Here is a 25,700-nt window from a genome sequence, read left to right as displayed (position 1 = left end):
ATGCTCAGCTTGACCGGTCTCTACCTGCTTCGTGTGCTTCGTGTGCTTTGTGTGCTTGCGGCATTGGCTTGTCCTGCACAGGCTAAAGAAAGCATCTGCTATGGAACGGTGTCCAATGGACGACTGGAGGATGGTGTCAGCCTGCCTGCATCAGGTCCCAATTTTTCTGCGTATAGCGCACTGGGTGTGAGTCTGGGACGAACTTATGTGCATTCCACTGTCGCAGATATTATTACACAAGCCTATCGACAGCTAGAGCAAACTGCCAGCGATAAAGTCTTTGTGTATGGCGAGACTGGCTGGAAAAAAGGTGGGCGCATGCGGCCTCACCGTACTCATAAAAATGGTTTGTCAGTCGATTTCATGATGCCGGTGATCGACGCGCAAGGTGTTTCCCGGCCTTTGCCCGGAGATATGGATAACAAATATGGCTATGAGATTGATTTTGATGCGCAAGCTCGCTTTGGTGACTACCGCATAGACTTTGCTGCTTTGGCTGAGCATTTATATCAGCTAGACCTTGCCGCAAAAGCCAAAGGCAGAGGGCTGGCGCTGGTGATTATTGACCCACCTTATCTGGCAAAATTATTTGCCACGACACGCGGGCCGTATTTGCAAACACATTTGAAATTTATGAAGGGAAGCGCCTGGATCAGGCATGATGAGCATTATCATGTTGATTTTGATTTGCCCTGTAAAAAGAATTCGGCTTAATACCTGACGATCTGACTTTACCCTATCATGCCCTGGACCTTTGCCCATCCGCTCGCCATACTTCCCCTTCATCGTCTTGCACCACAGCGTTTCAATCTCATGGCTTTGGTTATAGGCAGTATTGCCCCTGACCTTGCTTACTATGTATTTGCCTTTGACCTGGCCACGCTGGCGCATCACTGGTCGGGTTTGCTGCTGGTGTGTTTGCCTTTGGGCTGGGCTGTATTCATGTTTTTGCGGCTGATGCAGGCACACTTCATCTACTTGCTGCCACAAATACAAAGGCAGGCATTGCAAGCACATGTTTCGCTGCCCCAAACTTTGTCGGGCGCGCAGTTCATCTGGGTTTCGCTGGCGCTGATACTGGGTGCGATGACTCATATAGTCTGGGATGCGTTTACCCATGCCAGTGGTTTTGCTGTCGCTTATTTCGATGCGTTGCGCTTGCCGGTAGAAGTAGCGGGTGTTCATACCCGTGTTTTTCATGTGCTGCAACATCTGAGTAGTTTATTGGGCGTAGCAGGACTGGCTTATTACTATGTGCGATGGTTAAAAAGATTACCGCACATCGTCATACTGGAACCTAAAGAGAATGATCAGTGGCGTTATATTTTATTTGCCAGCACGGCATTGACCGCACTTTTGCTGGCCCTGCCACTTGCCTTTGGCATGTCCAGCATGGTGACTGGCAGCTTGGCGAAAGAAGCTTTCATCTTTCGCCTGGCCCTGTGCTCAACCAGCTGCTTTGCCGTGTTGCTGACCACTGCTGCCTTACTGATTGCCAGGGCTAGGACTGTACCCATGGCGCCAGACTAAATCCTGAATCTTTACATGGGATTCAAATTCCAGTTCAGGACTTCCCCTTTTTTATCTGTGACTGTCGTCATTTCCTTGAATATCCTGGCTTGCAGGCTGTCTGGCAGGCGCACAAAATCCACGCTATTGACATAGCGGTCACCACGCATAAAGGCCCAGGTGAAAAATTTCATGGCGCCGGTAGTTTGCTGTGCATCCTTGGCACGCTGTTGCATGACGATAAAAGTACCCATGGTGATGGGCCAGGTTTTTTGTCCTGCTTTGTCGGTCAGCATTTCTTCAAAATTGGCGTCAGTTTTCCAACTGCTGTTTGACAGTGCAGAAGAAAATGCCTCAGCTGAAGGCGCAATGAATTTACCATCGCGATTTTGCAAAAGGGCGTAGTCGAGTTTTTCCTGACTTACATAGTTAAAGTCGATATAACTGATGGCATACGGTGTTTTCTTGAGTGTGCCAGCAATATTGCTGCTGCCTTTGACCTGGATCAAATGGCTATGGCTATTCCATGGAATGATAAAGTTTCTGCCATACTTTGCCTGCCAGTTTTTGTTGATTTTGCTCAGGTAATCAGAAAAATTATAGGTCGTACCCGAACCATCCTGGCGCACGATGACTTCTATATTTTTATTCGGCAAACGCATGCCAGGATTGAGAGCTGCGATAGCGGCATCATTCCAGAGCGTAATGTCACCAGAGAAAATGCCTGCGAGGGTTTCGCCTGTCAGGCGCAATTCAGCAGTCTTGATACCTGGCAAGTTAATGACAGGCACGACGCCTGAAATGGCAGAAGGAAACTGTATTAATTTATCTTTTTTAAGATCTGCCTGGCTAAGGGCGGCATCACTGGCGCCAAATTCTACGCTGTTTTCCTTTATTTTCTTGATGCCTGCAGATGAGCCGCTGGCTTGATAGGTGATGGTAGTGCCACCGTTTTTGCTATAAGCATCTGCCCATTTCTGATACAGGGGCGCTGCTGCGGAAGAGCCTGAGCCTTGAATTTCGGCATGGGCGCTAGTAAGAACAGCAAGGGGAGAAAGGAGTAAAACCAGTGGGTAGAGTAAAGAGTTGCGTGTAATCATAATAAAAGATAAAGCTGAAGAGCGAGGAAACTGGTGATGCGAAATGGCGCGGATTATCTCATGTCATGAGAAATTTCTCCTGAAAGATCATTTTTCCGTAATGAACCTGTCATTTCTAATGGCTATGCTTCTTCCTTGCATATCAACAATAAATTGTTTATATTGTTTACATGTTTTTTAATTTGGAGGCTGGAATGGTAACCGCAGCAACGAAAAAAGTAAGTACTGTAGTCGCAGGTGCAGAGAAAAAAGTCGTGGCCCTTAAAAAATCTCCTGTTAAGCCCGCTGTTGTGGCTGTCAAGAAAAAAGTGGTCAGCAAGCCTGCCGTGGAAGCCAAAGCTGTTGAAAAAGCGCCTGCTAAAGCGCCCGTAAAAGCCCCGGCGCGCGCCAAACCTGCCGTCAAGGCTGCTGAAGTCAAGCCCCTGGTCGAAGTCGTCGTAGAAAAAGTCAAAAAGGCCAAGCTGGTGCGTGATAGCTTCACCATGCCGGAAAGTGAATATGCGGCTTTGGGTGCAGTCAAAAAAGCCTGCCTGAAAGCTGGCGTTGAAGTCAAGAAAAGCCAGTTGCTGCGTATTGGTGTTGCCTTGTTGAGCAAGACCGATGTGCCTGCCCTGAAAAAATTGATCGCTGGTCTGGCACCGCTGAAGGCGGGCAGGCCAAAGAAAGAGAAGTAATTCAGTTTTTCTGAAATGCAATGAGTATTAGGAAGATGGCGCTCTGAAAGAGCCTTGGTATTGCTTTTGCCCTGCATTTATTTGATTTCACCATCGCAATCCCCGTCTGGTATATGCCAGACGGGGATTGTTGTTTTTTTGACTTGTCATAAAACCGACATCTCACTGTCATATTGCTGAAGTAATCCTTGATTATTCTTCGTTCGTCGGATCAACGAACAACATGACAAGGACGATGAATGCGATTACTCACGATACCCGCCGATGCTAATCCCAGTTTTTCCAAACTCAATCTGAGCCTTGCAACAACGGCAAAAGAAGTGAAAGAAGTGCAGCGCCTGCGCTATAAGGTCTTTATAGAAAGCATGGGTTTGTCTGCCTTATCCAATCCTGATGGCCTGGATAAGGATGAATTTGATGAACACTGTGATCACCTGATCGTACGCGACTCCAAGAGCCTGAAAGTGGTTGGCACATACCGCATACTGGGGCCAAATGCTGCCCGCCAGTTGGGCCGTTATTACTCTGAAACAGAATTTGACCTGTCGCGCCTGCAGCATATACGCAATAGCGTGGCAGAAGCAGGCCGTGCCTGCATCCACCCTGATTACCGCAGTGGTGCCGTCATCATGCTGCTGTGGGCTGGCCTGGCTGCCTATATGCGCCGTGAGCGCTGTTCACACCTGATAGGGTGCGCCAGCATCAGCCTGACGGATGGTGGCCAGAATGCCGCCGCGATTTATCGTGGTCTGTCTGCTGCAGATTTTGCGCCGCTGGAATACCGCGTTACGCCACACACGCCTTTTCCGCTGGATGAAATCGACAGCAGTTCGACTGAGGCGCGTATCCCGCCGCTGTTGAAAGGTTATCTGCGTGCCGGTGCCTGGGTATGTGGTGATCCTGCCTGGGACCCGGATTTCCATAGCGCTGATTTATTCGTCATGTTGCCACTGGCGAATCTGGATGACCGTTACGCACGCCATTACGGCACAGGGGAGCAATAAACATGAAACCAGCCGATCAGTTCTTGAATAGCAAATTGTATAAAACCGGTAAGAAAGAAACCCAGCGTTTCCGCACTATCTGGATTTCAGATTTGCATCTGGGAACGAGCGGCTGCCAGGCGGCCAAGTTGCTGGAATTTTTACGTGCCACCGACTCAGACACGCTATACCTGGTCGGTGACATCATCGACGGCTGGCAACTCAAGCGCCGCTGGTACTGGGACCAGACCCATAATAATGTGGTGCAAACCGTCTTGAAAAAAGCCAAGAAAGGTACGAACGTCATCTTCGTGCCTGGCAATCATGATGAATCTGTACGCCAGTTCATTGACCTGGATTTTGGCGGCATCAAGATAAGGGATGAACTGGTGCACACCACTGCCGCAGGCAAGCGCATGCTGGTCTTGCATGGTGACAGGTTTGATGGTGTCATCGCCTGTGCCAAATGGCTGGCCTATGTCGGCGACAGCCTGTACACCATGATCCTGAAATTCAACCAGATCTTCAATAACTGGCGCGCCCGCGCTGGCATGCCTTACTGGTCGCTGTCACAATACCTGAAGCAAAAGGTAAAAAACGCTGTCAGCTATATCACGCAATTTGAAGATGCACTGGCCGATGAAGCGCGTCGCAAAGGCCTGGATGGCATTATCTGCGGCCATATCCACAAACCAGAAATCCGCGACATAGGCGGTATCCTGTATTGCAATGATGGTGACTGGGTAGAGAGCTTGTCAGCCCTGGTGGAAGATGCCAAGGGTGAACTCAGGCTGGTGACCTGGCATGACATCTGCCACCCGGAACATGTGGCAGATGCAGTGGCAGATACCTATGTGGAAGAGCCTGAACTGGAGACAGTCGCTGGCTGATAATGAGTGCTCAGGTCGCTGCAGCCGGTTTGAACCAGGACCAGATACGCAAACCAAACTGGTTGCATGCCAGTCCGCCGAGTACCAGCAGACCGGCGCAAATTTTCCACCAGAATAAAGTCTCGTTCAATACGATAGAGGCTGTCAGCATACCGACCACCGGCACCAGCAAGGTGAACGGTGCAATGGTTGCAGCAGGATATTTGCGCATCAGCCATGACCAGATGCCAAAGCCGACGATGGTATTAGGGTAGGACTGATAAGCGATGGCACCGATAGAAGTCCAGTTCAACTGTGCATAGGCTACTTGCCAGGCATCCAGGCCCTCCATCATATAAGACGCTAGCAGCAGAGGCGGGCTGGCAATGGCCGAACCCCACACCACCATCGCCAGGGGATTGACCACACCTATCTTCTTGGTGACGATATTGGCGATACTCCAGCACACCGCCCCAGCAACCACCAGCAAGAATCCGATGATGGTTGCCTGTGCTTCCAGATGCATGGCTACCAGCGCCATGCCAGACAAGGCAATCAGGGCTCCCAGCACTTGTACGAATTGCGGTTTTTCACCCATGATGACAACGGCCAGACCCATGGTGATGAAGGCCTGTAACTGCATGACGAGAGATGCCAGACCAGCAGGGAAGCCCAGCTTGATGCCGCAAAACAAAAGCGTGAACTGGAAGGCAAACTGGAACATGCCATAGGCAACTACCCATTTCCACGATGTCTTGGGAAATGACACAAAAAATACCAGAGGCAGGGCAGAGAAGATAAAGCGCGATGCGGTGAACAGCACAGGCGGCAAACCTTGCAAACCGATTTTGATGACTACGAAATTGATACCCCAGGTGATGACAGCAATCAGGGCGGCAAGGATGTGCGTGGGTTTCATCGTGCTTTGTGGGTAAAGACGGCCTTACATACTAACAGCAAGCGGGATTTGCTGCAGAGAGCCAGTATTTTTACCTGTGACTAAATGAATTTCAGGAGCGCTTATTTAACCACCAGGTCAGGCGACATGATGGCTTTCAGATAGGTTTGCACGATCTCGTTTTCACGCTGTTTTTGTGTGATCCACCAGACATTGCCCTTGCGTACGCTGTACTCTTGCAAGGGATGGCCCAGCAATTCTGCCGCTACCTGACCCAGATAGGGCTGATGCCCGATGATGAGTACAGGTTCACGGCTGTTAGGCCAGTTGGCCGCAGTCAATACATCGCTGACTGTGGCTGTCGGGCCTAGTTCCGGCATGACCTTGTATTTCCTGCCGCAGGCAATCAGGGCTTCAGCCGTGTCCCTGGTGCGTATGGTGGGGCTGGCCAGTATCCTGCAAGTTTCAGGCAGTGTGCTATCAAGCCAGAAAGCAATTTTGCTCGCTTGCTTATTCCCTTTGCCAGTCAGTTTTCTGAATTCATCAGTCAGTTCAGCCGTTGCCGGTTCTGCTTCTGCATGACGCCAGAGGATAAGGTCCATTATTAATTTTCCGTGTCAGCTAGCGAACCCAGGGTTTGCATCAAATGCTGTTGGGCGCAGAAACGCACTTGCTTGGCGCGGGTTTTCTTGCGCTCGTAACGACCATCTGAATCTAGCGTCCAGGCATTCACATTGTCTTTCAGATAGGGTTCCAGGCCTTCTGAAATGACGCGTTTTTTCAATGACTTTTCCAGTACCGGGAAAGCCACTTCTATGCGGCGGAACAGGTTGCGGTTCATCCAGTCGGCACTGGCCAGGTATACGTCATGCGCCAGATCATTGCGGAAGTAATAGATGCGGCTATGCTCCAGGAAACGGCCTATGATGGAGCGCACTTTGATGTTTTCTGACAAGCCAGGCACGCCGGGGCGCAAGGCGCAGGCACCGCGTATGATGAGGTCAATTTTTACACCGTCTGCCGATGCCGCATACAGGGCGCGGATGACAGATTCATCCAGCAGGGCATTCATCTTGGCGATGATGCGGGCGGGGCGGCCTTCACGCGCTATGCGCGCTTCATTGCGTATGGCCTTGATGATTTGAGGTTGAAGGGCAAACGGGGCCAGCCACAGATAGTCGAGCTTCTTGGGCTTGGTCAAACCAGTCAGGTGGATGAAGACTTCATTGACTTCCGCCGCCATGCCAGGGTGGGCAGTCAGCAAACCAAAATCCGTATAAAAACGCGTAGTGGACGGGTGATAATTGCCTGTGCCCAGATGGGCATAGTGGCGCAAAACTCCACCTTCTTCGCGGCGTATCACCAGTGCAAGCTTCGCATGGGTCTTCAGACCAACCACGCCATACACAACCTGTGCGCCAGCACGTTGCAATTTGTCGGCCCAGTTGATATTCGCTTCTTCATCAAAGCGTGCCATCAGTTCGACGATAACCGTGACTTCCTTGCCCAATCTGGCAGCCGTGATCAGGGATTCCATCAAATCGGAATTCATACCGGTACGGTAAATCGTTTGCTTGATTGCGACTACGCTGGGGTCTTGTGAAGCGGATCGCACGAAATCGATAACGGTCTGGAAAGGCTGGAAGGGGTGATGCAATAATATGTCTTGCTTGCGCAGCAGAGTGAAAATGTCTGCATGCGCATACTTGCCAACTGCCTTGGCAGAGAAGGGTGGGAAGCGCAAGTTAGCTTGCTTGACATGGTCTACCAGTTCACCCAGCCTGACCATGTTCACCGGGCCATCGACTGGATACAGACGGTCACTATCAAGGGAGAATTGTTCGAGCAGGAAACGTGACAGATTTTCAGGACAATTCTTTGCCACTTCCAGGCGCACGGCAGCACCAAATTGACGGGTTTGCAATTCACCCTGCAGAGCCTGACGCAGATTCTTGACTTCTTCTTCATCCACCCACAGGTCACTGTCACGGGTAACGCGGAACTGCGAATAGTTTATAACCTCACGACCATTGAACAAGTCTTCTATATGCGAGTGAATGACAGAGGACAGCAGGCAAAAAGCCATGCCATCGTTTGACAATTCATCCGGCAGACGTATGATGCGCGGCAAAACGCGTGGAGCCTTGACGATGGCGATAGCAGTGCCACGGCCAAAAGCATCTTTGCCTGCCAGCGACACGATGAAATTCAAACTCTTGTTGACCACCTGCGGGAAAGGATGGGCGGGGTCCAGGCCTATTGGCGTCAGCAGCGGGCGCACTTCACGTTCAAAGTAAGATTTCACCCAGGCACGCTGGGCTTCATTACGCTCGGAATGGCGTAACAGGTGTATCCCTTTTTTTGACAACTGAGGCAGGATTTCCTGGTTCAGTAATTCATATTGTCTTTTTGCTAATTGGTGACACTCATCGCTGACGCGTTTGAGCATGGCCTGGAAGGTCGGGTGTTGTACCAGTTCACCATCTATCGTGTTCTGCGCCAGCAGGCTGGCGACCCTGACTTCAAAGAACTCATCGAGGTTGCTGCCGACGATGCACAAATATTTCAAGCGTTCAAGCAAGGGGATGCTGCGGTCTTCGGCCTGGGCCAGCACGCGCCAGTTGAAGGCGATTTGTGACATTTCCCTGTCCAGGAAAATCACCGAGCGTGACAATTCCGGTGCCGCTGGCTTGACTTGCTTGGCAACCGTCTTGATTTCAGTGTCCGGCTTCTGTTTCATTTCTTCCGGTGCTGTTGTTGAAGAGGGTGCTTCTTGATTTGGCATAGTTTTTTGCATGTCATAAAGGCCGTCATATATATACGCAAACATTCTAGACGTCTTAAATGACAAGTTTATGACATAAAAATGATAACAAGTACAATTATTTCACAGGCTTTGCTTCAAGTCATAATCTTGTCATATTCGGCTTGTACAGTGCGCCTCGTAGTACCGAATACTGTTATTTAACTCTGAGGTGAACATGCAAATCAAACGTGTTGTCAAAACTCTCATCGCTGCAATTGGCGTCGCTGTCACATTTGGCGCTGCTCATGCTGCCGATATTACAGGCGCTGGCGCGACTTTCCCATATCCAATTTATGCAAAGTGGGCAGAAGCTTATAAAAAAGCCAGTGGCAACGGTCTGAACTATCAATCCATCGGCTCCGGTGGCGGTATCAAACAAATCAAGGCAAAAACAGTAGACTTCGGTGCCTCTGACATGCCTTTGAAGTTAGAAGAGCTGGAAACTGAAGGCCTGGTGCAATTCCCGGCCATTATCGGCGGCGTGGTTCCTGTAGTTAATCTGGATGGTATCGCTCCTGGCAAAATGAAGATGACAGGTGAAGTGCTGGCTGCCATCTACATGGGCAAGATCACTAAATGGAATGCGCCAGAAATCGCAGCCATCAACGCTGGTTTGAAATTGCCTGCAGAAGACATCACTGTCGTACACCGCTCTGACGGTTCCGGCACTACTTTCCTGTGGACAGATTACCTGACCAAAGTCAGCCCAGAGTTCAAAACTGCGGTTGGTTCTTCCACAGCCGTTAAATGGCCAGTCGGTGTAGGTGGCAAGGGTAATGAAGGCGTGGCTTCCAGCGTCAAGCAAATCAGAAATTCCATAGGCTATGTTGAATACGCTTATGTGAAGAAAAACAAGATGACTTACACCTTGTTGAAAAATGCTGATGGCCAGTTCGCTGAACCAGATGATGAAAACTTCAAATCCGCTGCTGCTGGCGCTGACTGGAGCAAAGCACCAGGCATGTACCTGGTATTGACTAACCAGCCTGGCAAAATCACCTGGCCTATCACTGGTGCTTCTTTCATCCTGTTGCACAAAGCACAGGCTGATGCTGAAAAAGGCAAAGAAGTATTGAAATTCTTTGACTGGGCATTCAAAAACGGTGGCGCAATGGCTGCTGAACTGGAATATGTTTCCTTGCCAGCACCAGTTGTCAAACTGATTGAAGACAACTGGAAAGCAAAAGTTAAAGATGCTTCCGGTAAAGCACTCTGGTAATAAAAAGTTTCAACCTGTTCAGACATTGAACTAAACAAATCGAGGCAATCCGGAACTGTCCGGATTGCCTTCCGGTGGAAAAGACACCCATGACTACCCAAATGTCCTCCGTCAACATGACTGCACCAACTGCAATCCCACCCGCTAATAACGCACTACCGCAGGTCGGTCAGATCGACCTTGCGAAAATGGCTGCAGTAATGCGCCGCCAGCGTTGGCAAGATTTCTTTTTTCATAAACTGACTTTTACTTTCGCCGCCCTTGTGATGGTGGTGCTGGTCGGTATTATTATTTCTCTGTTCCTGCGCTCGATTCCGGCGATGAAGGAATTTGGCCTGTCATTCATCTGGACCATAGAATGGGACCCGGTCAATGACAAGTTTGGCGGCATGATCGCCATCGTCGGCACACTGGTGACATCGGTCATTGCACTGCTGATCGCCTTTCCTGTCAGTTTCGGTATAGCCCTGTTCCTGACTGAAATTTGCCCTAACTGGCTCAAACGTCCACTGGGTACGGCAATTGAATTGCTGGCTGGTGTACCAAGTATTATTTATGGCATGTGGGGTTTGTTTGTATTTGCGCCCTTGTTTTCGCAATATGTGCAACCGGCCCTGGCTGCAACGCTGGGTAAATTGCCGGTGATTGGCATTTTGTTCTCTGGCCCCATGATAGGCATGGGCATGCTGTCAGCCGGTATCGTCCTGGCAATCATGATAATCCCTTTCATTTCTTCAGTCATGCGTGACGTGTTTGAAGTGGTGCCGCCGGTACTCAAGGAATCTGCTTATGGCCTGGGTTGCACCAAGTGGGAAGTAGTGCGCAAGATCGTACTGCCATACACAAAGATAGGTGTAGTGGGTGGTGTCATGCTGGGCCTGGGTCGTGCACTTGGCGAAACCATGGCAATTACCTTCATGATCGGTAATTCGCATCACCTGTCCTGGTCGTTGTTTGCCGCCGGTAATAGTATCGCTTCCACTCTGGCAAATGAATTTGCAGAGGCAGAAACAGTCTTGCACACATCTTCCTTGTTCTTGCTTGGCCTGATTTTGTTTGTCATCACGTTCATTGTTTTGTCGGCTGCCAAACTGATGTTGCTGGGCTTGTCCAGAAAAGAAGGAGCCAAATAATGGAAAACTCAACAATGCAATCTGCCAGCAACCCGGTGTACCGCCGCCGTTTGCTGATGCATAAACTGGGCATAGGTTTGTCGTCATTTGCGATGGCACTGGGTATATTTTTCCTGATGTGGATATTGTTTACCCTCATGACAAAAGGACTGAGTGCCGTCAATGTAGCCATGTTCACAGAGTCAACGCCTGCCCCGGGCAGTGATGGCGGTGGTTTGATGAATGCGATCTTTGGTAGCTTTGTGATGGTCGTCAGTGCCGCCCTGATCTCAACACCTATCGGTATTCTGGCTGGTATTTATCTGGCAGAGTATGGTGATAAAAGCTGGTTTGGCTTCGTCACACGTTTTGTGACCGACATCATGCTCTCTGCACCGTCCATCGTGATAGGCTTGTTCGTGTATGCAATCTATGTTGCGCACGTCAAGCATTTCTCTGGCTGGGCTGGCAGTATCGCCATTTCGCTGATTGCCATTCCAGTGGTTGTCCGTACTACCGATAATATGCTGGGCCTGGTGCCGACGAGTTTGCGTGAAGCTGCATTTGCGCTGGGCGCACCTCGCTGGAAAGTGGCTTTGCTGATACGTTTGCGTGCCGTCAAAGCAGGCGTCGTAACAGGTATTTTGCTGGCAGTGGCACGTATCTCCGGTGAGACCGCACCTTTGCTGTACACCGCCCTGAGCAATCAGTTCTTCAATGCAGATATGAACAAGCCTATGGCCAACTTGCCGATGGTGATTTACCAGTTTGCGATGAGCCCCTACGACAACTGGCGTGAGCTGGCCTGGGGTGGTGCATTGTTGATTACCTTCAGCGTCCTCGGTTTGAATATTTTATCGCGTACTTTGTTTAACCAAAAAACACAGCATTAATACTGGCCTCGATATGACTACTACTCAAGACAATCAACAGAAAAAAGCAATCGAAATCAGCGGGCTGAATTTCTTTTACGGTGCAACACGCAGCCTGCGCGATATCAATCTGAATATCTACGACAAAAAAGTTACTGCTTTCATCGGTCCATCAGGTTGCGGCAAATCGACTTTGTTGCGTACCCTGAACCGCATGTATGACCTGTATCCTGGTCAGCGTGCTGAAGGCAATATCATTTATAACGGCAAAAATATCCTGGATGCGGATCAGGACATTAACCTGTTACGCGCCCGCGTGGGCATGGTGTTCCAGAAGCCGACACCTTTCCCTATGTCGGTGTATGACAATATCGCGTTTGGTGTGCGTTTATATGAAAACCTGTCCAAAGGCGAGATGGATGAGCGCGTTGAATGGGCCTTGAAAAAAGCCGCGATCTGGACAGAAGTCAAAGACAAACTCAACAAGAGCGGTCTGAGCCTGTCAGGTGGCCAGCAACAACGTCTGTGTATCGCCCGTGGCGTATCCGTGAAACCGGAAGTCTTGTTGCTGGATGAGCCAACCTCCGCACTCGACCCTATCTCTACAGTCAAGATCGAAGAATTGATCAATGAGTTGAAAGAGGAATACACCATCGCCATCGTCACCCACAATATGCAGCAGGCAGCGCGTTGCTCTGACTATACTGCCTATATGTATCTGGGTGAGCTGGTCGAGTTTGGTGAGACTGACCATATCTTCATGAACCCTGTGAAGAAAGAAACTCAAGACTATATTACTGGCCGTTTCGGCTAACAACGGCGTGTATTGGTGCAGGCCCGCCCATATAAGCATGGGCTGGTTTGTTGCACATACTTTCGACGTTTACTTTTTGCAATAGCGAATTCAGGAGAGACCTGTGACAGGCGTACATTCTTCAAAACAATATGATATGGATCTTGAGACGATACGTTCCAAGGTCTTGTTGATGGGCGGCTTGGTGGAAAGCCATTTTCACGATGCCATGTCTTGCTTCCGCACCGGTAATGCGGTACAGGCAGAAGCTGTGATCCAGTCTGACCTCGAAGTCAACCGTCTGGAAGTGGCACTGGACGATATGTGCAGCCACCTGATCGTTAAACGCCAGCCCGCCGCGAATGACTTGCGTACTGTCATGGCGACCGGCAAGGTCATTACTGATCTTGAGCGCATCGGCGATGAATCGACTAAAATTGCCCGTATCTCCAGGGATGCAGCGACCAATAAGCGCGGTGTGCCCATGTTCAGCGGTTATGAAACCGTGCGTGTACTGGCGAGCAGTGTGGCAGATATGTTGCATCAATCGCTGGACGCGTTTGCCCGCCTTGATGGTAACAAGGCAGTGCAGTTGATTGCACAGGATGCGCTGATCGACAATGATTTTCGTTCCATCATGCGTAATCTGATTACTTTCATGATGGAAGACCCAAGTACGATATCATCTTCCCTGGATGCCCTGTGGGTAGCCAAGGCGATAGAACGTATTGGTGACCATGCCAAGAACATTGCTGAACATACGATTTATATCGTTGAAGGCAAGGACATCCGTCATTCAGATTATGTGGCAAGCAAGCAGGAACAACAGAGTTAATTATTAATGATGGCTACAGACACAACAATACTCATCGTAGAAGATGAACCGGCAATCGTAGAACTGGTCAGTTTTTCCCTGCGTGCAGCGGGCTGGAACACTTTTGCCGTCAATACGACCGCTGAAGCCTGGGAATATTTGCAGCGCCGCACGCCGCAATTGATTTTGCTGGACTGGATGTTGCCGGACCAGAGTGGTTTGCGTCTGTTGTCCAAGATACGCTCAGACCGTCAGTTCAATGAAATCCCCGTCATCATGCTGACAGCAAAAAGCATGGAAGAAGACAAGATCGCCGGCCTTGATCACGGTGCCGACGACTATGTCACCAAGCCTTTTTCCCCACGCGAACTGACAGCCAGGATCAAGGCGCTGCTACGCCGCAAGAGTCCTGAGCATGCACAGACTGCCCTGACAGCAGGCCCGGTCGTGCTTGATCCTGTCAGTTGCACGGTCAAGATAGAAGACAGCAAGGTTGATATTGGCCATGCTGAATACAAACTGCTCAAATTCTTCATGGCACATCCAGAGCGCGTGTTTTCACGCAGCCAGTTGCTTGACAAAGTCTGGGGTGACCACGTCGTCATTGAAGAGCGGACGGTAGACGTTCATGTCTTGCGTTTGCGCAAAGTCTTGAAGAGTGCCGAGTCCCTGATCAAGACCGTGCGTAGCGTTGGCTACATGCTGTCTGAAAAATAAATCGACCATTCTAGTAATGCTACCCACTGCATAGTCTTTTATGCAGTGTCGTGTAGCCATTCCTGTTTGGAAATGGCTACACGACACTGCTCACTGGCATCTGCAAAACGTATAGAATTACATTCTAAGCAATATTCAGGACCCAACATGTCTCCACGTCTTATTTTCTGGATTTCTGCATTTGTGCGCATCTTCCTGGTTCTCATGGGAGCAGCATCTGCTATTTATCTGTGGGGGCCGGTAACAGGCCTGGTATTGGGCTTGATCGGTATGGTCACCCTGTTTTGCGTTCAGCTGTTTTATTTACAGCGCCTGGCTGACTGGCTGGATAACCCCAACAGTTCACGCCTGCCAGATGGCTGGGGTGCCTGGACTGACATATTTTCACGCCTGTATAAACTGCGCCGTGATGATGAAAAAAACCAGGCTGAGTTGGCAGAATGGCTGGCCCGCTTTCGCCAGGCCATGACCTTGCTGCCAGATGGCGTGGTCATCATGGATGACGTATTGTTTCTGGAATGGTGCAACCCGGCAGCAGAAAGCCATCTGGGCCTGAGCCATGCGCAGGATAAGGGCATGCGGGTGACCAACCTGGTACGCAGCCCCGAATTCATGGATTACATCATCCTGGGGCGCTACGAGACGCCACTGACACTGTCTTTCCGCGACCGCAAGTTGATTGCCCACATCATCCCGTTTGAAAACCGCCGCCAGATTCTGGTGACCCATGATGTGACTGAATCAGAACGTATAGACATGATGCGGCGCGACTTTATCGCTAACGCTTCGCATGAATTGCGCACTCCACTGACCGTTATTAACGGCTTCCTGGAAATCGCTTCCATGCAGGATGACCTGGATAACCATACCCGCAATATGCATCTGAAACTGATGACAGAGCAGGGTGAGCGCATGCAGCGTCTGGTAGAAGACATGCTGACCCTGACCAGGCTGGAGTCTGTTGATTACCCGCCACGACCAGAGCGTATCAGCATGCTCGGTTTGCTGGAGCAGATACTGCAAGAGGCGCATGCCCTGTCTGCTGGCAAGCACAAGATCACGCTGGAATGCACAGGCCCTGATATACGTGGCAGCAATGACGAAATTCGCAGTGCGCTAACAAACCTGGTGACGAATGCGATCCGCTATACGCCAGAGAACGGTCACATCAAAATCAGCTGGATAGATACCGCGAATGGCCCCAAATTTGCTGTTCAGGATGATGGTATAGGCATCAGTGCCGAACATATCTCGCGTCTTACTGAACGTTTTTATCGCGTCGATAAAAGCCGCTCACGCGAAACCCAGGGCACTGGTCTGGGCCTGGCGATTGTCAAGCATGTGCTGCTCAGGCACAAGGCGAATTTGCTGATTGAATCTACGCCGGAGGTAGGTAGTAAGTTCTGCGTGCAGTTTCCGGGTTCTGTAGTTAGCGTATAAAATCAGCGTGTAAAAGCAAGATACCAAGATAAGAAAAGCCGCATCAGCGGCTTTTCTTATTTTTTGCTTTCCTGATAGATGCGAAGCAACTCAGAGACAGGAATATCATTGATCTTCATGCCAGTAATATCTGTGCTCTCTATGGTGACGTTTTTGAATGAGCAGTTTGCGAAGCGGCAAGCTTCTAAATCGACGCTAAAAAATTTACTGGCCCGCAAATTTATTTCATTGAAATTTGAGTCAGCCAAATCCATACGATGAAAATCCCTGCCCTGCAAAAGTTTGCTGTCTTCCATAGCTTGCCTCTTCACATTGAAATTGACGATCACCCACTGAAGGAACAGTGGGCAGGTGAGAATGTCAGCCGATGAGATTAGTTGGCTGAACGCAGCAGGGCTTGGGTTCTTTCCTTCAGCCATTCTTGCGCCGCACCACTGACGCGTGGCGACAGGCGTTGCAAGACCGTAGCATGGTAATCATTGAGCCATTTGATTTCATCTTCACGCAATAAATCTACTGTGATGCAGCGCGTGTCTATAGGGCAGAGTGTCAGGGTTTCAAATTCCAGGTACTCGCCAAATTCGGTTTGCATGGCTGGCACATTCAGCAGCAGGTTTTCTATACGCACACCCCATTTGCCCGGGCGGTAAATGCCAGGCTCATTGGAGGTGATCATGCCTGGCTCCATCGCCATATGTGCTTCTGCTATTGCAGGCGAAATGCTCTGCGGGCCTTCATGCACATTCAGGAAGTAACCAACGCCGTGACCAGTACCATGCCCATAATTGATGCCATCGGCCCAGATCGGCGCACGTGCCACGGTGTCCAGCATAGGCGACAGGGTGCCACGCGGGTAACGCATTTGTGAGAGATTGATCATGCCCTTCAAAACCAGGGTGAAGTCACGCTTTTGCGCTTCTGATACCTGGCCCACAGGAACGACGCGGGTGATGTCCGTCGTGCCATTCAGGTATTGCCCGCCAGAGTCGATGAGCAGCAGGCCATCGCCTTCTATCACGGAATGTGATTCCTTGGTGGCGCGGTAATGTGGCATGGCACCGTTGGCATTGAAGCCAGCGATGGTATTAAAGCTGGGTGATACAAAGTGAGGCTGACGTGCGCGGGCAGCGCAGATTTCTTCATCAATGGTCAGCTCGGTGATGCGCTGCTTGCCAAGCGCGCCTTCCAGCCAGCTAAAGAATTCACACAGCGCTGCGCCATCCTGTTCCATGGATTCACGAACGAATTGCGCTTCTTCCGCAGTCTTGCGGGATTTGGCAAATACTGAAGGGTTGATGGCTTCGATGACGCTGACACCAACAGGGATACTTTGACGGAAACCATAAGTGATCCTGCGCGGGTCTATCATGATGCTGCTATCTGCTGGCAGTGCGGCCAGTGCTGACGCTGCTTCGCTATAGTCAGCCAGGCTGACATCATCTTTTGACAGTATGGCAGCCAGTTCTGCCGGAACTTTACCTGCGGATACAAACAATTTTGCCTCAGTCTGGCTGATCAGGGCATGGCCAACAAATACCGGGTTATAGCTGACATCAGCGCCGCGCAAATTAAAGATCCAGGCCAGGTCATCGACAGTGGAAACAAAATGCCAGTCTGCGTTTTTACTACGCATCTGCTCGCGTATCATCGCCAGTTTATCGGCGCGGGCCACTACGGCATAGGGTGCTACATGTTCATAGATGGCAGCCTGTGGCAAGCTGGGGCGTTCGTTCCACACCTTATCCAAAAGATCGTGGCTGGTATTGAATGTGATGCCCTTGCTTTGCAAAGCCTGTTCCAGTGCCCTGGCAGTCGCCAACCCCAATACTGCGCCATCTACGCCCACCGTTTGACCAGGCTGCAGATTGCTGGCCAGCCAGTCTATGTACAGCGTAGCTGCGGCTGAGGCGATTTTCATCATCTTGATGCCAGTCGATGCCAATTCTACTTCTGCTGAGCTCCAGTAGCGGCTGTCTACCCACAGACCAGCGAAATCAGCCGTAACGATCAGCGTGCCGACCGAGCCGGTAAAGCCTGAGAAATAACTGCGGCCCTGCCAGCGATCAGGTAAATATTCGGACAGATGCGGATCGGAAGATGGCACGATATAGGCATCCAGCCCCTGTGCCTGCATGGCAGCGCGCAATTGCACCAGTCGGGCAGGGATAGGGGAAGTAATGGCAGAAGGGCTAACAGGACTGTTCATGGATGGATTTCCAAAGCAGGATAGACAGGAGTGAGGGTAAGTTTAATACGAAGATTATGTCAATGCAGGCTAAGTCTGACTATATTAATAAAATGTCAGTACTTGGCTGGATCAGCAAAACTGTAGAGGAGTATACCTAAAATATATTAGATATGAGCAAGTATGCTGATTTCTTTAATTTTTCAGGAAACGCCGCATAACATGTGGCGCAGGTTCATCCGGATTGGCGTGGGAATACTCAAGCTCAGGCGCTAGCTCGAATTCAAATGCGGCATACAAGTCCAGCAAACGGGGTTGGTCACTGCGTACACCGAGGCGTAATTCTTCTATGCCAGATACCTGCGCAGCTTGGATGACGGCTTCCAGTAAATGCTGCGACAGGGCTTCCCCCCGAAATGCGGGTAAAACCCCCATACGCAGCATTTCCCAGCAATTATTGTCTGTATCCAACGGTAGCCAGCGTACTGAGCCTACAGGTTCATCATCGAGCAACAAGATAAAGCCACCACCCTGCATTAAATCATTGCAGACGCGCTCACTGCTTTCATGGTGGCCGCTGGAAGTTGCGGCTACTTTGTCATTCCAGCAAGTGCGCGTCAGATGCGCGATGAGTTGCGCATCTTCTATGGCAGCTTCACGGACAACAATATTCATACGCTGGTTAAAATATTAACCTACACAAGTATTAACGAACACGCATGCCAGGCTGCGCACCAGGCCAGGCTTCCAGTATGTACAAACCTGGATTGGCTTTTTCATCGGCGGCTGATGCTGCTAATACCATGCCTTCTGACATGCCAAACTTCATCTTGCGTGGTGCCAGGTTAGCCACCATCACGGTGAATTTGCCTATCAGTTGTTCTGGCTGGTAAGCAGACTTGATGCCTGAGAACACATTGCGGGTACGGCCTTCGCCCACATCCAGCGTCAGGCGCAAGAGTTTGTCTGAACCATCTACATGCTCACAATTGACGATCTTGGCAATGCGCAGATCGACTTTGGCAAAGTCGTCGATCTTGATTTCTTCGGCCAATGGTTCGATGTCCGAAGCTGCAGCCTTTGTTGTATCAGAAGCAGGTGCAGCTACTGGTGCCGGGACATCAAACAAGTCGTCAAATATCTTCAAATCCACCCTTTGCATCAAATGCGTATAAGGATTGATTTTGTGATGATGTGGCAATGGTGTCGCAACATCTGCCCATTGCAATGGGGCGATATTCAATTGTGCTTCTACCTGTGCTGCCAACTGTGGCAAGACCGGTTTCAGGAAGATAGTCAGGATGCGGAAAGCTTCCAGCAAGCGGCTGCAGACTTCTTGCAACTTGGCATCGTTCTCTGGCTTTTTCGCCAGTTCCCAAGGCTTGTTGGAATCGACATAGGCATTCACCAGGTCAGCCTGTTCCATCGCTGCGCGCAGGGCTTTGCCATATTCACGTGCTTCGAACAATGCTTTGATTTCTGGCGCTACATTGCGCAGATTATTCAGGAAGGCATCATCAGCCGTGGCCCAGTCCGTCGCCACTACGCCATCAAAACGCTTGCTGATAAAACCGGCAGCGCGGCTGGCGATGTTGATGTATTTGCCGATCAGGTCAGAATTGACGCGCGCAACAAAATCCTCAGGATTCATGTCCAGATCTTCGACCTTGGCATTGAGCTTGGCGGCGAAGTAATAACGCAGCCATTCAGGGTTCATGCCGATTTCCAGATAGCGCAGTGGTGAAATGCCAGTGCCACGCGATTTGGACATTTTTTCGCCAGAGACAGTCACAAAACCATGCGCATATACATTGTCTGGCGTTTTATAGCCAGAGAATTTCAGCATTGCTGGCCAGAACAGGGTATGGAAATAAGTGATGTCCTTGCCGATGAAATGAATTTGCTCAGTTGTCGGGTCAGCCATGAAAGCATCGTAATCACGACCGATTTTACCGAAGTAATTTTTCAAGGAAGCGAGGTAACCCACAGGCGCGTCCAGCCAGACATAAAAATACTTGCCCGGTTGGTCAGGAATCTCGATACCAAAATAAGGTGCGTCGCGGCTGATATCCCAGTCACCGAGGCCGCCTTCGCCTTCCAGCCATTCCTTGCATTTATTCGCTACTTCAGATTGCAGGCGGTTGTCTTTCAAAGCCCAGCCACGCAAAAATTCCACGCATTTTTCGTCAGACAGTTTGAAGAAGAAATGCTCGGACGATTTCATGATCGGTGTGGCACCGGTCAGGACGGAATAAGGGTTCTTCAATTCTGTAGGAGCATACACGGCACTGCAGACTTCACAGGAATCGCCATACTGATCCTTGGCGCCACATTTAGGGCATTCGCCCTTGATGTAACGGTCAGGCAGGAACATGTTTTTGACCGGGTCAAAGAACTGTTCTATGGTTTTGCTGGTGATAAAGCCAGCAGATTTCAGTTTGCGATAGATGTCCTGCGACAACTGATGGTTTTCTTCGCCATCGGTTGAATGCCAGTTGTCAAACTGGATATGAAAGCCGTCGAGGTATTGTTTGCGTCCGGCAGCGATCTTCGCCACAAATTCTTGTGGAGTGATATTGGCTTTTTCAGCTGCAATCATGATAGGTGCACCATGTGCATCATCCGCGCCGACGAAATGTACCTCGTGACCAGACATTCGCTGATGCCTTACCCAGATGTCAGCCTGGATATATTCCATGATGTGACCAAGGTGGAAGGGCGCATTAGCGTACGGCAGGGCAGTGGTAACAAACAGCTTACGGGTCATGGTTGATGCACTTTTTATGAACGGACAAGAGCATTATTCTAACAGCGAATGCAGATATTGCAGTCGCTATGCCCTGATACTAGGGGATAGTAAGGGAATTTTCGTATTGTTTTGCTAATGGATGCGGCTCAAACTACCCAGGCACCATTCCTGTAGACAACTTCATCATCGAGTTTGACTGCTTCAGTGACGGCAAATACATCGACATGATGGCGGCCTTCACCGCGTTTGATATGCGGTTTGGCATAGCTGCCGTGCTTGGCCCCCAGGGATAAATGGACGCCGCACATGCGCTCATAAGTGCCGATATCCCGCACTGTCTTGTCCTTGGAAAAGGCCTTGTTCATGCCAAAGCCCAGTTCGCGCACCCAGACTACGCCGTCGTCAGCACGGATATTGGCCAGCACCTGGTCAAATTCAAGCGTGGAGTTAATGGTATCGACGACCTGGCCTTTTTCCACGATCAGGGTAATCGGCTGTTCCGGGCGGTTGACCGTAAATGTTGTATCGCCAAAAGCAAAGATACGGATTTGGCCATGCACGTCTTCCAGTACCACTGATTCCGTGAACACTTCGCCGATAGGAAATTGGCCGCCTACATTATTCATCTGGCGATAGTCACCGACATTGAGCTTGGCCGGTTCAAAGCGGCCACTGAAGATCAGTTCAGCGCCCCCACTATCAACGATGCCACCGCCGGCGCCATCGATTTTTTGTTTGAGCGCATTGCCAGTACCGCGATAGTAGTTGGCATCATAGGCCAGTGATTCTATGTAATACAGGTTTTCATCACCCTCCATACGTGCCAGGTGAGGATGTTCTATGACTTTCAAACCACGCTTGAATAATTCCACACGCAGCCTGTAGGCTTCGAGGCGAAAATTGGTGGACTGTATCAGCACCGCCAGGTCAGAGGCCTGCAAGTCATTCAGGGTTGCCAGAATAAGCTCAGGTGTCTCTGCATCAAAATCGATGAAGCGTGCATCGGGCAAGCAAGCGCGATAGGCGCTGGTCAGTGCCACTGCCAAAGGGCAGCGCCTGTCATAGACCACTACAGCCTGATGCTGATCAGTATGCTCAAACGCCAGTTGCAGGACATCACCCAGATGTTGTGCCGCCATTGCGACGGTTGCCGCAGGCAATATCTCCATGGATTTTTCTGGGTTTGTAGCTGGATTAACGGTGGAGATGGTCATGATTTTGCCTGCGCCTGCCATATCAATAGAGCAAGCAGCTTATTTGTGGTGAGAGCTTTAGCTGAGGCCGCTATTTTAACGTCTATCGCCAAAGCATGGATTTGATTTAGTCCAGTTTTCAAGGCATTATCCTTAATTTTATGGAAACTAAGTGTGTATAAATACACAAATCCATGAATCGGTAGCACGCATAAATGATAGTCAAATGCCGTGATGGCATATTGCTCATCAAAATATAAATTTACAGGGAATGAATATGATCGCCAGGCAGTTTTTAAAATGGGTAATCGCTTTTTTTGTCGCAGTCTTTAGCCATTTTGCCTATGCGCAAAATGCAGCGGCCGATGCAGAAGTCAAAGCAGCATTCGACGAAGCAAAAAAAGTCATGCAGGCAGGCCCGGCAGAAATCAAAATGATAGATCAGGCGGTATTGAAAGTGCCTGCAGGTCAAATATTTATACCCATGCCTCAGGCAGGCCGCATCATGCGTGCCATGGGTAATTCGTCTGATCCCAGTTTGCTTGGTGCAATCTTTCCCGAAGATGGAAATTGGATGATCGTCGCACGCTATCAAAAATCCGGTTACATCAAAGACGATGACGCCAAGGACTGGAATGCCGACGATTTGCTGAAAAGCTTAAAGGAAGGCACGGAAGAGGGGAATAAAGAACGCGTACAGCGCGGTATCCCTGAAATGCAACTGGTGGGCTGGGCAGAAAAACCGAATTACGAAGCTGCAACGCACAGACTGGTGTGGTCAGCAATTACCAAGGATAAACAGGGCAGCAGCGACAGGCAGGGAGTGAATTACAATACTTACGCACTGGGCCGCGAAGGCTACATCAGCATGAACCTGGTGACGGCATTGAACGATCTGCCACAACAAAAAGCCATTGCCAAGGATTTGCTGGGGCATCTGGAATTTACAGATGGCAAGCGTTACAACGATTTCAATATCAGTACCGACAAAGTCGCTGAATATGGCCTGGCCGCACTGGTTGCTGGTGTCGCCGCGAAAAAGCTGGGTCTGTTTGCCCTCATCTTCGCTTTCTTCGCCAAGTTCGCCAAACTGGCGCTGGTTGCCGTGGTAGGCTTGGGCGCATTGATAGGCAAGCTGTTTGGGCGTAATAAGGCTTGAAGCTATGAAGCTTGAAGAATGAAGTCCTGGTAAAAATAAATAGGATGTAATAAAAATGATGAAGCTGCTGCTCCTGCTGTTTTCTGGCGTCAAGTTTGGCAAGTTGCTGACGTCTGGCGGCACCATGATTATTTCAGTTGCACTCTATGCCTGGATATTTGGCTGGTGGTATGCCGTAGGATTTGTCTTGCTCATGTTCATCCATGAATTGGGTCACTTTATTGCAGCCCGCCAGCGCGGCTTGCGCGCTGGCTTGCCTACTTTCATCCCATTCCTTGGGGCATGGACCGAAATCAAGGACCAGCCTCATGATGCCGAGACAGAAGCATACATAGGTTTAGGCGGGCCTTTGGCTGGAACAGTTGCTTCGATTCTTTGTTATTTCCTCGCTCGTAACTACGATAGTGATCTATTGATGGCGGTTGCATATTCAGGCTTCTTTTTGAACCTGTTCAATATGATTCCTATGTTGCCTTTTGATGGCGGACGTATTACTGCTGTACTGACGCCACGCATCTGGTTTGTTGGCTTGCCAGTCTTTTTGGCTTTGTTTTATTACCGCCCCAGCCCCATGCTCATCATCATCGGTTTTCTGGCATGGCCACAGCTGTGGCGTGCCTGGAAATATGATCCTGAGGCGGAAGAGAACAAGGCTTACTACAATATGTCTGGCGAGGTACGTTTTACCTATGCGGCTTATTATCTTATCTTGCTGGGCTTTCTGGCAGTCATGACGAATGATGTGCATGAGTTAGTGCAGACTGCGCGTCAAGTAAAAGGTGTCTAGTTTTGATTGTCCTGCAGGCTTGGTATTGGCTTGCAGGGTTTGCTGATTGACGCTCGGGTTCAATCACTGATTCCGCCTGCCTCTCCATATTCCCCTTGTATAGTCTTGTTCATGCGCGCTAGCCGCTTGCATGAATTTACTCCTCTCCAGGTACGCGTTCCAGTAACTGAATGATGCTGCTTATTGCGCTACCATTTTCTTTCTTGGATTTTAGTTAAAAAAGCAATTTTCCGCAAAGTTTCGCCATGCTTGTGAAAATAATCATGTGCTTGATTGATGTGGAGATTATGCAGTGGCTGAATCAGTTTCATAGCAGAGATTCGTAGAAAATCCTGTTTTCCACGCGACTGCATAGATAGTGCTTAAACTTGACGCATTTGATTGATAGCGCTACCATTTCTACGTGAATACTCAATCCTGCCTTGTCATTATTTTCTGATGAAAAGAACCATGTCCAATCCATCAAGTACGCCAGTCCTCGTCAATTTACAAGTCATTCCGGTTGCCGGACATGACAGCATGTTGCTTAACCTCAGTGGTGCACATGGGCCATTTTTTACCCGCAATATCGTGATACTCAGCGATAGTCTGGGCAACACTGGTGTTGGTGAAGTGCCGGGGGGCGAAGCGATACGGCAGACCATACTTGATGCCCGTGATTTGCTGATGGGGAAAAGCATAGGTGATTATCAAGGCATATTGAGCCGTGTGCGTGATGCCTTTGCGCACAGGGATAGTGGCGGGCGCGGTAACCAGACTTTTGATTTGCGCATTGCTGTGCATGCTGTCACAGCACTGGAATCTGCCTTGCTGGATCTGCTGGGCAAATTCCTGGAAGTGCCAGTGGCGGCCCTGCTGGGCGAAGGGCAACAGCGTACGGCTGTAAAAATGCTGGGTTACCTGTTTTTTGTTGGTGACCGCAGGCGTACTGAGCTTCCCTACATCAGCAACCGTGATGCCGACGATGACTGGCTGCGCTTGCGACATGAAGAAACCATGACTCCACAAGCGATTGTGAAGCTGGCCGAAGCTGCCTATAAGCGCTACGGCTTTAATGACTTCAAGCTCAAGGGCGGGGTCTTGCGTGGCGAAGATGAAATGGAAGCCGTCACTGCATTGGCAGAACGCTTTCCGCAGGCGCGCATCACCATTGATCCCAATGGAGGCTGGTTACTCAAAGATGCCATACGCCTGTGCCGTGACAAGGTAGATGTACTGGCCTATGCAGAAGACCCTTGCGGTGAGGAAGGAAATTTCTCTGGACGCGAAGTCATGGCCGAGTTCAAACGTGCGACGGGTTTGCCAACTGCCACCAATATGATCGCCACTGACTGGCGTGAACTGGATCATGCAGTACGCCTGCAGGCAGTGGATATCCCGCTGGCTGACCCACATTTCTGGACTATGCGCGGAGCTGTGAGGGTTGCGCAATTGTGCCAGCAATGGGGGCTGACCTGGGGATCGCATTCCAATAATCATTTCGATATCTCGCTGGCTATGTTTACCCACGTGGCCGCTGCAGCACCTGGTGAAATCACGCCGATTGACACCCACTGGATCTGGCAGGATGGCCAGCGCCTGGGCAAGCAGCCTTTGCAAATCATTGATGGCATGGTGCAGGTGCCGCAAACGCCCGGCCTGGGTGTAGAGCTGGACATGGTCGAAGTAGAGCGTGCACACCGCCTGTATCGCAGCATGGGTCTGGGCGCGCGGGATGATGCCGTGGCCATGCAATATCTGATACCTGGCTGGAAGTTCGACCGTAAAAAACCTTGCATGCTGCGCTAAGGCGCACCGCCGTTTCATTGGCAGCACTGGCAA

24 protein-coding genes are annotated in these 25,700 nt (G+C 50.2%); 15 read left to right on the top strand and 9 right to left on the bottom strand.

Annotated features, from left to right (window positions below):
• Positions 1-714, top strand: coding sequence for a penicillin-insensitive murein endopeptidase (locus tag ACO0LD_RS01575; protein WP_423004058.1), 714 nt, complete (start codon positions 1-3; stop codon positions 712-714).
• A gap of 27 nt (positions 715-741) precedes the next feature.
• The gene (locus tag ACO0LD_RS01570; protein WP_423003048.1) at positions 742-1,530 is read left to right on the top strand and encodes a DUF4184 family protein; all 789 of its coding nucleotides are present in this window, start codon (positions 742-744) and stop codon (positions 1,528-1,530) included.
• 11 nt (positions 1,531-1,541) lie between these two features.
• Here the strand turns inward: ACO0LD_RS01570 and pstS (ACO0LD_RS01565) are convergent, their stop codons facing one another.
• A complete protein-coding gene (gene pstS, locus ACO0LD_RS01565; protein ID WP_423003046.1) occupies positions 1,542-2,609 on the bottom strand; it encodes a phosphate ABC transporter substrate-binding protein PstS in 1,068 nt (355 codons plus the stop codon).
• 194 nt (positions 2,610-2,803) lie between these two features.
• Here pstS (ACO0LD_RS01565) and ACO0LD_RS01560 point away from each other — a divergent pair, with 194 nt between their 5' ends.
• The 3 genes from ACO0LD_RS01560 (at position 2,804) to ACO0LD_RS01550 (ending at position 5,156) form a co-directional block, all read left to right on the top strand.
• Positions 2,804-3,283, top strand: coding sequence for a hypothetical protein (locus ACO0LD_RS01560; RefSeq protein WP_423003044.1), 480 nt, complete (start codon positions 2,804-2,806; stop codon positions 3,281-3,283).
• 239 nt (positions 3,284-3,522) lie between these two features.
• Positions 3,523-4,287 carry a GNAT family N-acetyltransferase gene (locus ACO0LD_RS01555; RefSeq protein ID WP_423003043.1) on the top strand — a complete coding sequence of 255 codons (765 nt, stop codon included), beginning with the start codon at positions 3,523-3,525 and terminating at the stop codon, positions 4,285-4,287.
• 2 nt (positions 4,288-4,289) lie between these two features.
• Positions 4,290-5,156: a UDP-2,3-diacylglucosamine diphosphatase gene (locus tag ACO0LD_RS01550; protein WP_423003042.1), complete on the top strand. Its 867-nt coding sequence runs from the start codon at positions 4,290-4,292 to the stop codon at positions 5,154-5,156.
• A 10-nt stretch (positions 5,157-5,166) separates the two neighbouring features.
• Here ACO0LD_RS01550 and ACO0LD_RS01545 read toward each other — a convergent pair whose 3' ends face one another.
• From ACO0LD_RS01545 to ppk1, 3 genes are all read right to left on the bottom strand, one after another.
• Positions 5,167-6,054 carry an EamA family transporter gene (locus ACO0LD_RS01545; RefSeq protein ID WP_423003040.1) on the bottom strand — a complete coding sequence of 296 codons (888 nt, stop codon included), beginning with the start codon at positions 6,052-6,054 and terminating at the stop codon, positions 5,167-5,169.
• 101 nt (positions 6,055-6,155) lie between these two features.
• Complete coding sequence (gene sixA / locus ACO0LD_RS01540; protein ID WP_423003038.1) at positions 6,156-6,635, bottom strand: phosphohistidine phosphatase SixA; 480 nt, start codon at positions 6,633-6,635, stop codon at positions 6,156-6,158.
• A gap of 2 nt (positions 6,636-6,637) precedes the next feature.
• The gene (gene ppk1, locus ACO0LD_RS01535; RefSeq protein ID WP_423003036.1) at positions 6,638-8,818 is read right to left on the bottom strand and encodes a polyphosphate kinase 1; all 2,181 of its coding nucleotides are present in this window, start codon (positions 8,816-8,818) and stop codon (positions 6,638-6,640) included.
• 196 nt (positions 8,819-9,014) lie between these two features.
• Between ppk1 and pstS (ACO0LD_RS01530) the strand changes: the two genes are divergently transcribed.
• From pstS (ACO0LD_RS01530) to phoR, 7 genes are all read left to right on the top strand, one after another.
• Positions 9,015-10,058, top strand: a complete 1,044-nt coding sequence (pstS, locus tag ACO0LD_RS01530; RefSeq protein ID WP_423003034.1) for a phosphate ABC transporter substrate-binding protein PstS — start codon at positions 9,015-9,017, stop codon at positions 10,056-10,058.
• A gap of 188 nt (positions 10,059-10,246) precedes the next feature.
• Complete coding sequence (gene pstC, locus ACO0LD_RS01525) at positions 10,247-11,191, top strand: phosphate ABC transporter permease subunit PstC (protein WP_422950647.1); 945 nt, start codon at positions 10,247-10,249, stop codon at positions 11,189-11,191.
• Positions 11,191-12,063 (top strand): phosphate ABC transporter permease PstA, encoded by an 873-nt coding sequence (gene pstA, locus ACO0LD_RS01520; protein ID WP_422950471.1) that lies wholly within the window; start codon positions 11,191-11,193, stop codon positions 12,061-12,063. Before pstC ends, pstA begins: the two co-directional genes overlap by 1 nt.
• Positions 12,064-12,076: 13 nt before the next feature.
• Positions 12,077-12,856 carry a phosphate ABC transporter ATP-binding protein PstB gene (gene pstB / locus ACO0LD_RS01515; protein ID WP_423003032.1) on the top strand — a complete coding sequence of 260 codons (780 nt, stop codon included), beginning with the start codon at positions 12,077-12,079 and terminating at the stop codon, positions 12,854-12,856.
• A gap of 103 nt (positions 12,857-12,959) precedes the next feature.
• A complete protein-coding gene (gene phoU / locus ACO0LD_RS01510) occupies positions 12,960-13,670 on the top strand; it encodes a phosphate signaling complex protein PhoU (RefSeq protein ID WP_423003030.1) in 711 nt (236 codons plus the stop codon).
• 9 nt (positions 13,671-13,679) lie between these two features.
• Positions 13,680-14,366, top strand: a complete 687-nt coding sequence (phoB, locus tag ACO0LD_RS01505; RefSeq protein ID WP_423004056.1) for a phosphate regulon transcriptional regulator PhoB — start codon at positions 13,680-13,682, stop codon at positions 14,364-14,366.
• A gap of 147 nt (positions 14,367-14,513) precedes the next feature.
• Entirely contained in the window at positions 14,514-15,806 is a 1,293-nt protein-coding gene (phoR, locus tag ACO0LD_RS01500; RefSeq protein ID WP_423003028.1) for a phosphate regulon sensor histidine kinase PhoR, read from the top strand.
• Positions 15,807-15,862: 56 nt separating this feature from the next.
• On the opposite strand, the gene ACO0LD_RS01495 is transcribed toward phoR, so the two are convergent.
• The 5 genes from ACO0LD_RS01495 to ACO0LD_RS01475 form a co-directional block, all read right to left on the bottom strand.
• Positions 15,863-16,225 carry a pentapeptide repeat-containing protein gene (locus ACO0LD_RS01495; protein WP_423003026.1) on the bottom strand — a complete coding sequence of 121 codons (363 nt, stop codon included), beginning with the start codon at positions 16,223-16,225 and terminating at the stop codon, positions 15,863-15,865.
• Complete coding sequence (locus ACO0LD_RS01490) at positions 16,180-18,012, bottom strand: aminopeptidase P family protein (RefSeq protein WP_423003024.1); 1,833 nt, start codon at positions 18,010-18,012, stop codon at positions 16,180-16,182. Before ACO0LD_RS01490 ends, ACO0LD_RS01495 begins: the two co-directional genes overlap by 46 nt.
• Positions 18,013-18,186: 174 nt before the next feature.
• Complete coding sequence (locus tag ACO0LD_RS01485; RefSeq protein WP_423003022.1) at positions 18,187-18,666, bottom strand: GNAT family N-acetyltransferase; 480 nt, start codon at positions 18,664-18,666, stop codon at positions 18,187-18,189.
• Between the two features lie 31 nt (positions 18,667-18,697).
• The gene (gene metG / locus ACO0LD_RS01480) at positions 18,698-20,758 is read right to left on the bottom strand and encodes a methionine--tRNA ligase (protein ID WP_423003020.1); all 2,061 of its coding nucleotides are present in this window, start codon (positions 20,756-20,758) and stop codon (positions 18,698-18,700) included.
• A 128-nt stretch (positions 20,759-20,886) separates the two neighbouring features.
• Positions 20,887-21,954: a hypothetical protein gene (locus ACO0LD_RS01475; RefSeq protein ID WP_423003018.1), complete on the bottom strand. Its 1,068-nt coding sequence runs from the start codon at positions 21,952-21,954 to the stop codon at positions 20,887-20,889.
• 250 nt (positions 21,955-22,204) lie between these two features.
• Between ACO0LD_RS01475 and ACO0LD_RS01470 the strand changes: the two genes are divergently transcribed.
• The 3 genes from ACO0LD_RS01470 to gudD all read left to right on the top strand — a co-directional run bounded on the left by ACO0LD_RS01470 (position 22,205) and on the right by gudD (position 25,667).
• Positions 22,205-23,092, top strand: coding sequence for a DUF2167 domain-containing protein (locus tag ACO0LD_RS01470; protein ID WP_423003016.1), 888 nt, complete (start codon positions 22,205-22,207; stop codon positions 23,090-23,092).
• A gap of 55 nt (positions 23,093-23,147) precedes the next feature.
• Positions 23,148-23,879: a site-2 protease family protein gene (locus ACO0LD_RS01465; protein WP_423003014.1), complete on the top strand. Its 732-nt coding sequence runs from the start codon at positions 23,148-23,150 to the stop codon at positions 23,877-23,879.
• A 450-nt stretch (positions 23,880-24,329) separates the two neighbouring features.
• Positions 24,330-25,667: a glucarate dehydratase gene (gudD, locus tag ACO0LD_RS01460; protein ID WP_423003012.1), complete on the top strand. Its 1,338-nt coding sequence runs from the start codon at positions 24,330-24,332 to the stop codon at positions 25,665-25,667.
• Positions 25,668-25,700: the final 33 nt, after the last annotated feature.

It is taken from the genome of Undibacterium sp. Ji83W (genome assembly GCF_049340385.1).
In the GTDB taxonomy this organism is placed as follows: domain Bacteria; phylum Pseudomonadota; class Gammaproteobacteria; order Burkholderiales; family Burkholderiaceae_D; genus Undibacterium.
Note: the sequence above shows the minus strand (reverse complement) of the source record. Positions and strands in the feature narration are given on the sequence as shown.

Bases quoted from the DNA above. Each gene is read 5' to 3' on its own strand.
- pstC (WP_422950647.1), top strand. From the start codon at position 10,247: ATGGCTGCAGTAATGCGCCGCCAGCGTTGGCAAGATTTCTTTTTTCAT.
- ACO0LD_RS01560 (WP_423003044.1), top strand. From the start codon at position 2,804: ATGGTAACCGCAGCAACGAAAAAAGTAAGTACTGTAGTCGCAGGTGCA.
- pstB (WP_423003032.1), top strand. From the start codon at position 12,077: ATGACTACTACTCAAGACAATCAACAGAAAAAAGCAATCGAAATCAGC.
- ACO0LD_RS01550 (WP_423003042.1), top strand. From the start codon at position 4,290: ATGAAACCAGCCGATCAGTTCTTGAATAGCAAATTGTATAAAACCGGT.
- ACO0LD_RS01475 (WP_423003018.1), bottom strand. From the start codon at position 21,954: ATGACCATCTCCACCGTTAATCCAGCTACAAACCCAGAAAAATCCATG.
- gudD (WP_423003012.1), top strand. From the start codon at position 24,330: ATGTCCAATCCATCAAGTACGCCAGTCCTCGTCAATTTACAAGTCATT.
- ACO0LD_RS01555 (WP_423003043.1), top strand. From the start codon at position 3,523: ATGCGATTACTCACGATACCCGCCGATGCTAATCCCAGTTTTTCCAAA.
- ACO0LD_RS01485 (WP_423003022.1), bottom strand. From the start codon at position 18,666: ATGAATATTGTTGTCCGTGAAGCTGCCATAGAAGATGCGCAACTCATC.
- metG (WP_423003020.1), bottom strand. From the start codon at position 20,758: ATGACCCGTAAGCTGTTTGTTACCACTGCCCTGCCGTACGCTAATGCG.
- ACO0LD_RS01570 (WP_423003048.1), top strand. From the start codon at position 742: ATGCCCTGGACCTTTGCCCATCCGCTCGCCATACTTCCCCTTCATCGT.
- sixA (WP_423003038.1), bottom strand. From the start codon at position 6,635: ATGGACCTTATCCTCTGGCGTCATGCAGAAGCAGAACCGGCAACGGCT.
- ACO0LD_RS01495 (WP_423003026.1), bottom strand. From the start codon at position 16,225: ATGGCTGAAGGAAAGAACCCAAGCCCTGCTGCGTTCAGCCAACTAATC.
- pstS (WP_423003034.1), top strand. From the start codon at position 9,015: ATGCAAATCAAACGTGTTGTCAAAACTCTCATCGCTGCAATTGGCGTC.
- ACO0LD_RS01575 (WP_423004058.1), top strand. From the start codon at position 1: ATGCTCAGCTTGACCGGTCTCTACCTGCTTCGTGTGCTTCGTGTGCTT.
- ACO0LD_RS01545 (WP_423003040.1), bottom strand. From the start codon at position 6,054: ATGAAACCCACGCACATCCTTGCCGCCCTGATTGCTGTCATCACCTGG.
- phoB (WP_423004056.1), top strand. From the start codon at position 13,680: ATGGCTACAGACACAACAATACTCATCGTAGAAGATGAACCGGCAATC.
- ACO0LD_RS01465 (WP_423003014.1), top strand. From the start codon at position 23,148: ATGATGAAGCTGCTGCTCCTGCTGTTTTCTGGCGTCAAGTTTGGCAAG.
- ACO0LD_RS01470 (WP_423003016.1), top strand. From the start codon at position 22,205: ATGAATATGATCGCCAGGCAGTTTTTAAAATGGGTAATCGCTTTTTTT.
- ACO0LD_RS01490 (WP_423003024.1), bottom strand. From the start codon at position 18,012: ATGAACAGTCCTGTTAGCCCTTCTGCCATTACTTCCCCTATCCCTGCC.
- phoR (WP_423003028.1), top strand. From the start codon at position 14,514: ATGTCTCCACGTCTTATTTTCTGGATTTCTGCATTTGTGCGCATCTTC.
- pstS (WP_423003046.1), bottom strand. From the start codon at position 2,609: ATGATTACACGCAACTCTTTACTCTACCCACTGGTTTTACTCCTTTCT.
- ppk1 (WP_423003036.1), bottom strand. From the start codon at position 8,818: ATGCCAAATCAAGAAGCACCCTCTTCAACAACAGCACCGGAAGAAATG.
- pstA (WP_422950471.1), top strand. From the start codon at position 11,191: ATGGAAAACTCAACAATGCAATCTGCCAGCAACCCGGTGTACCGCCGC.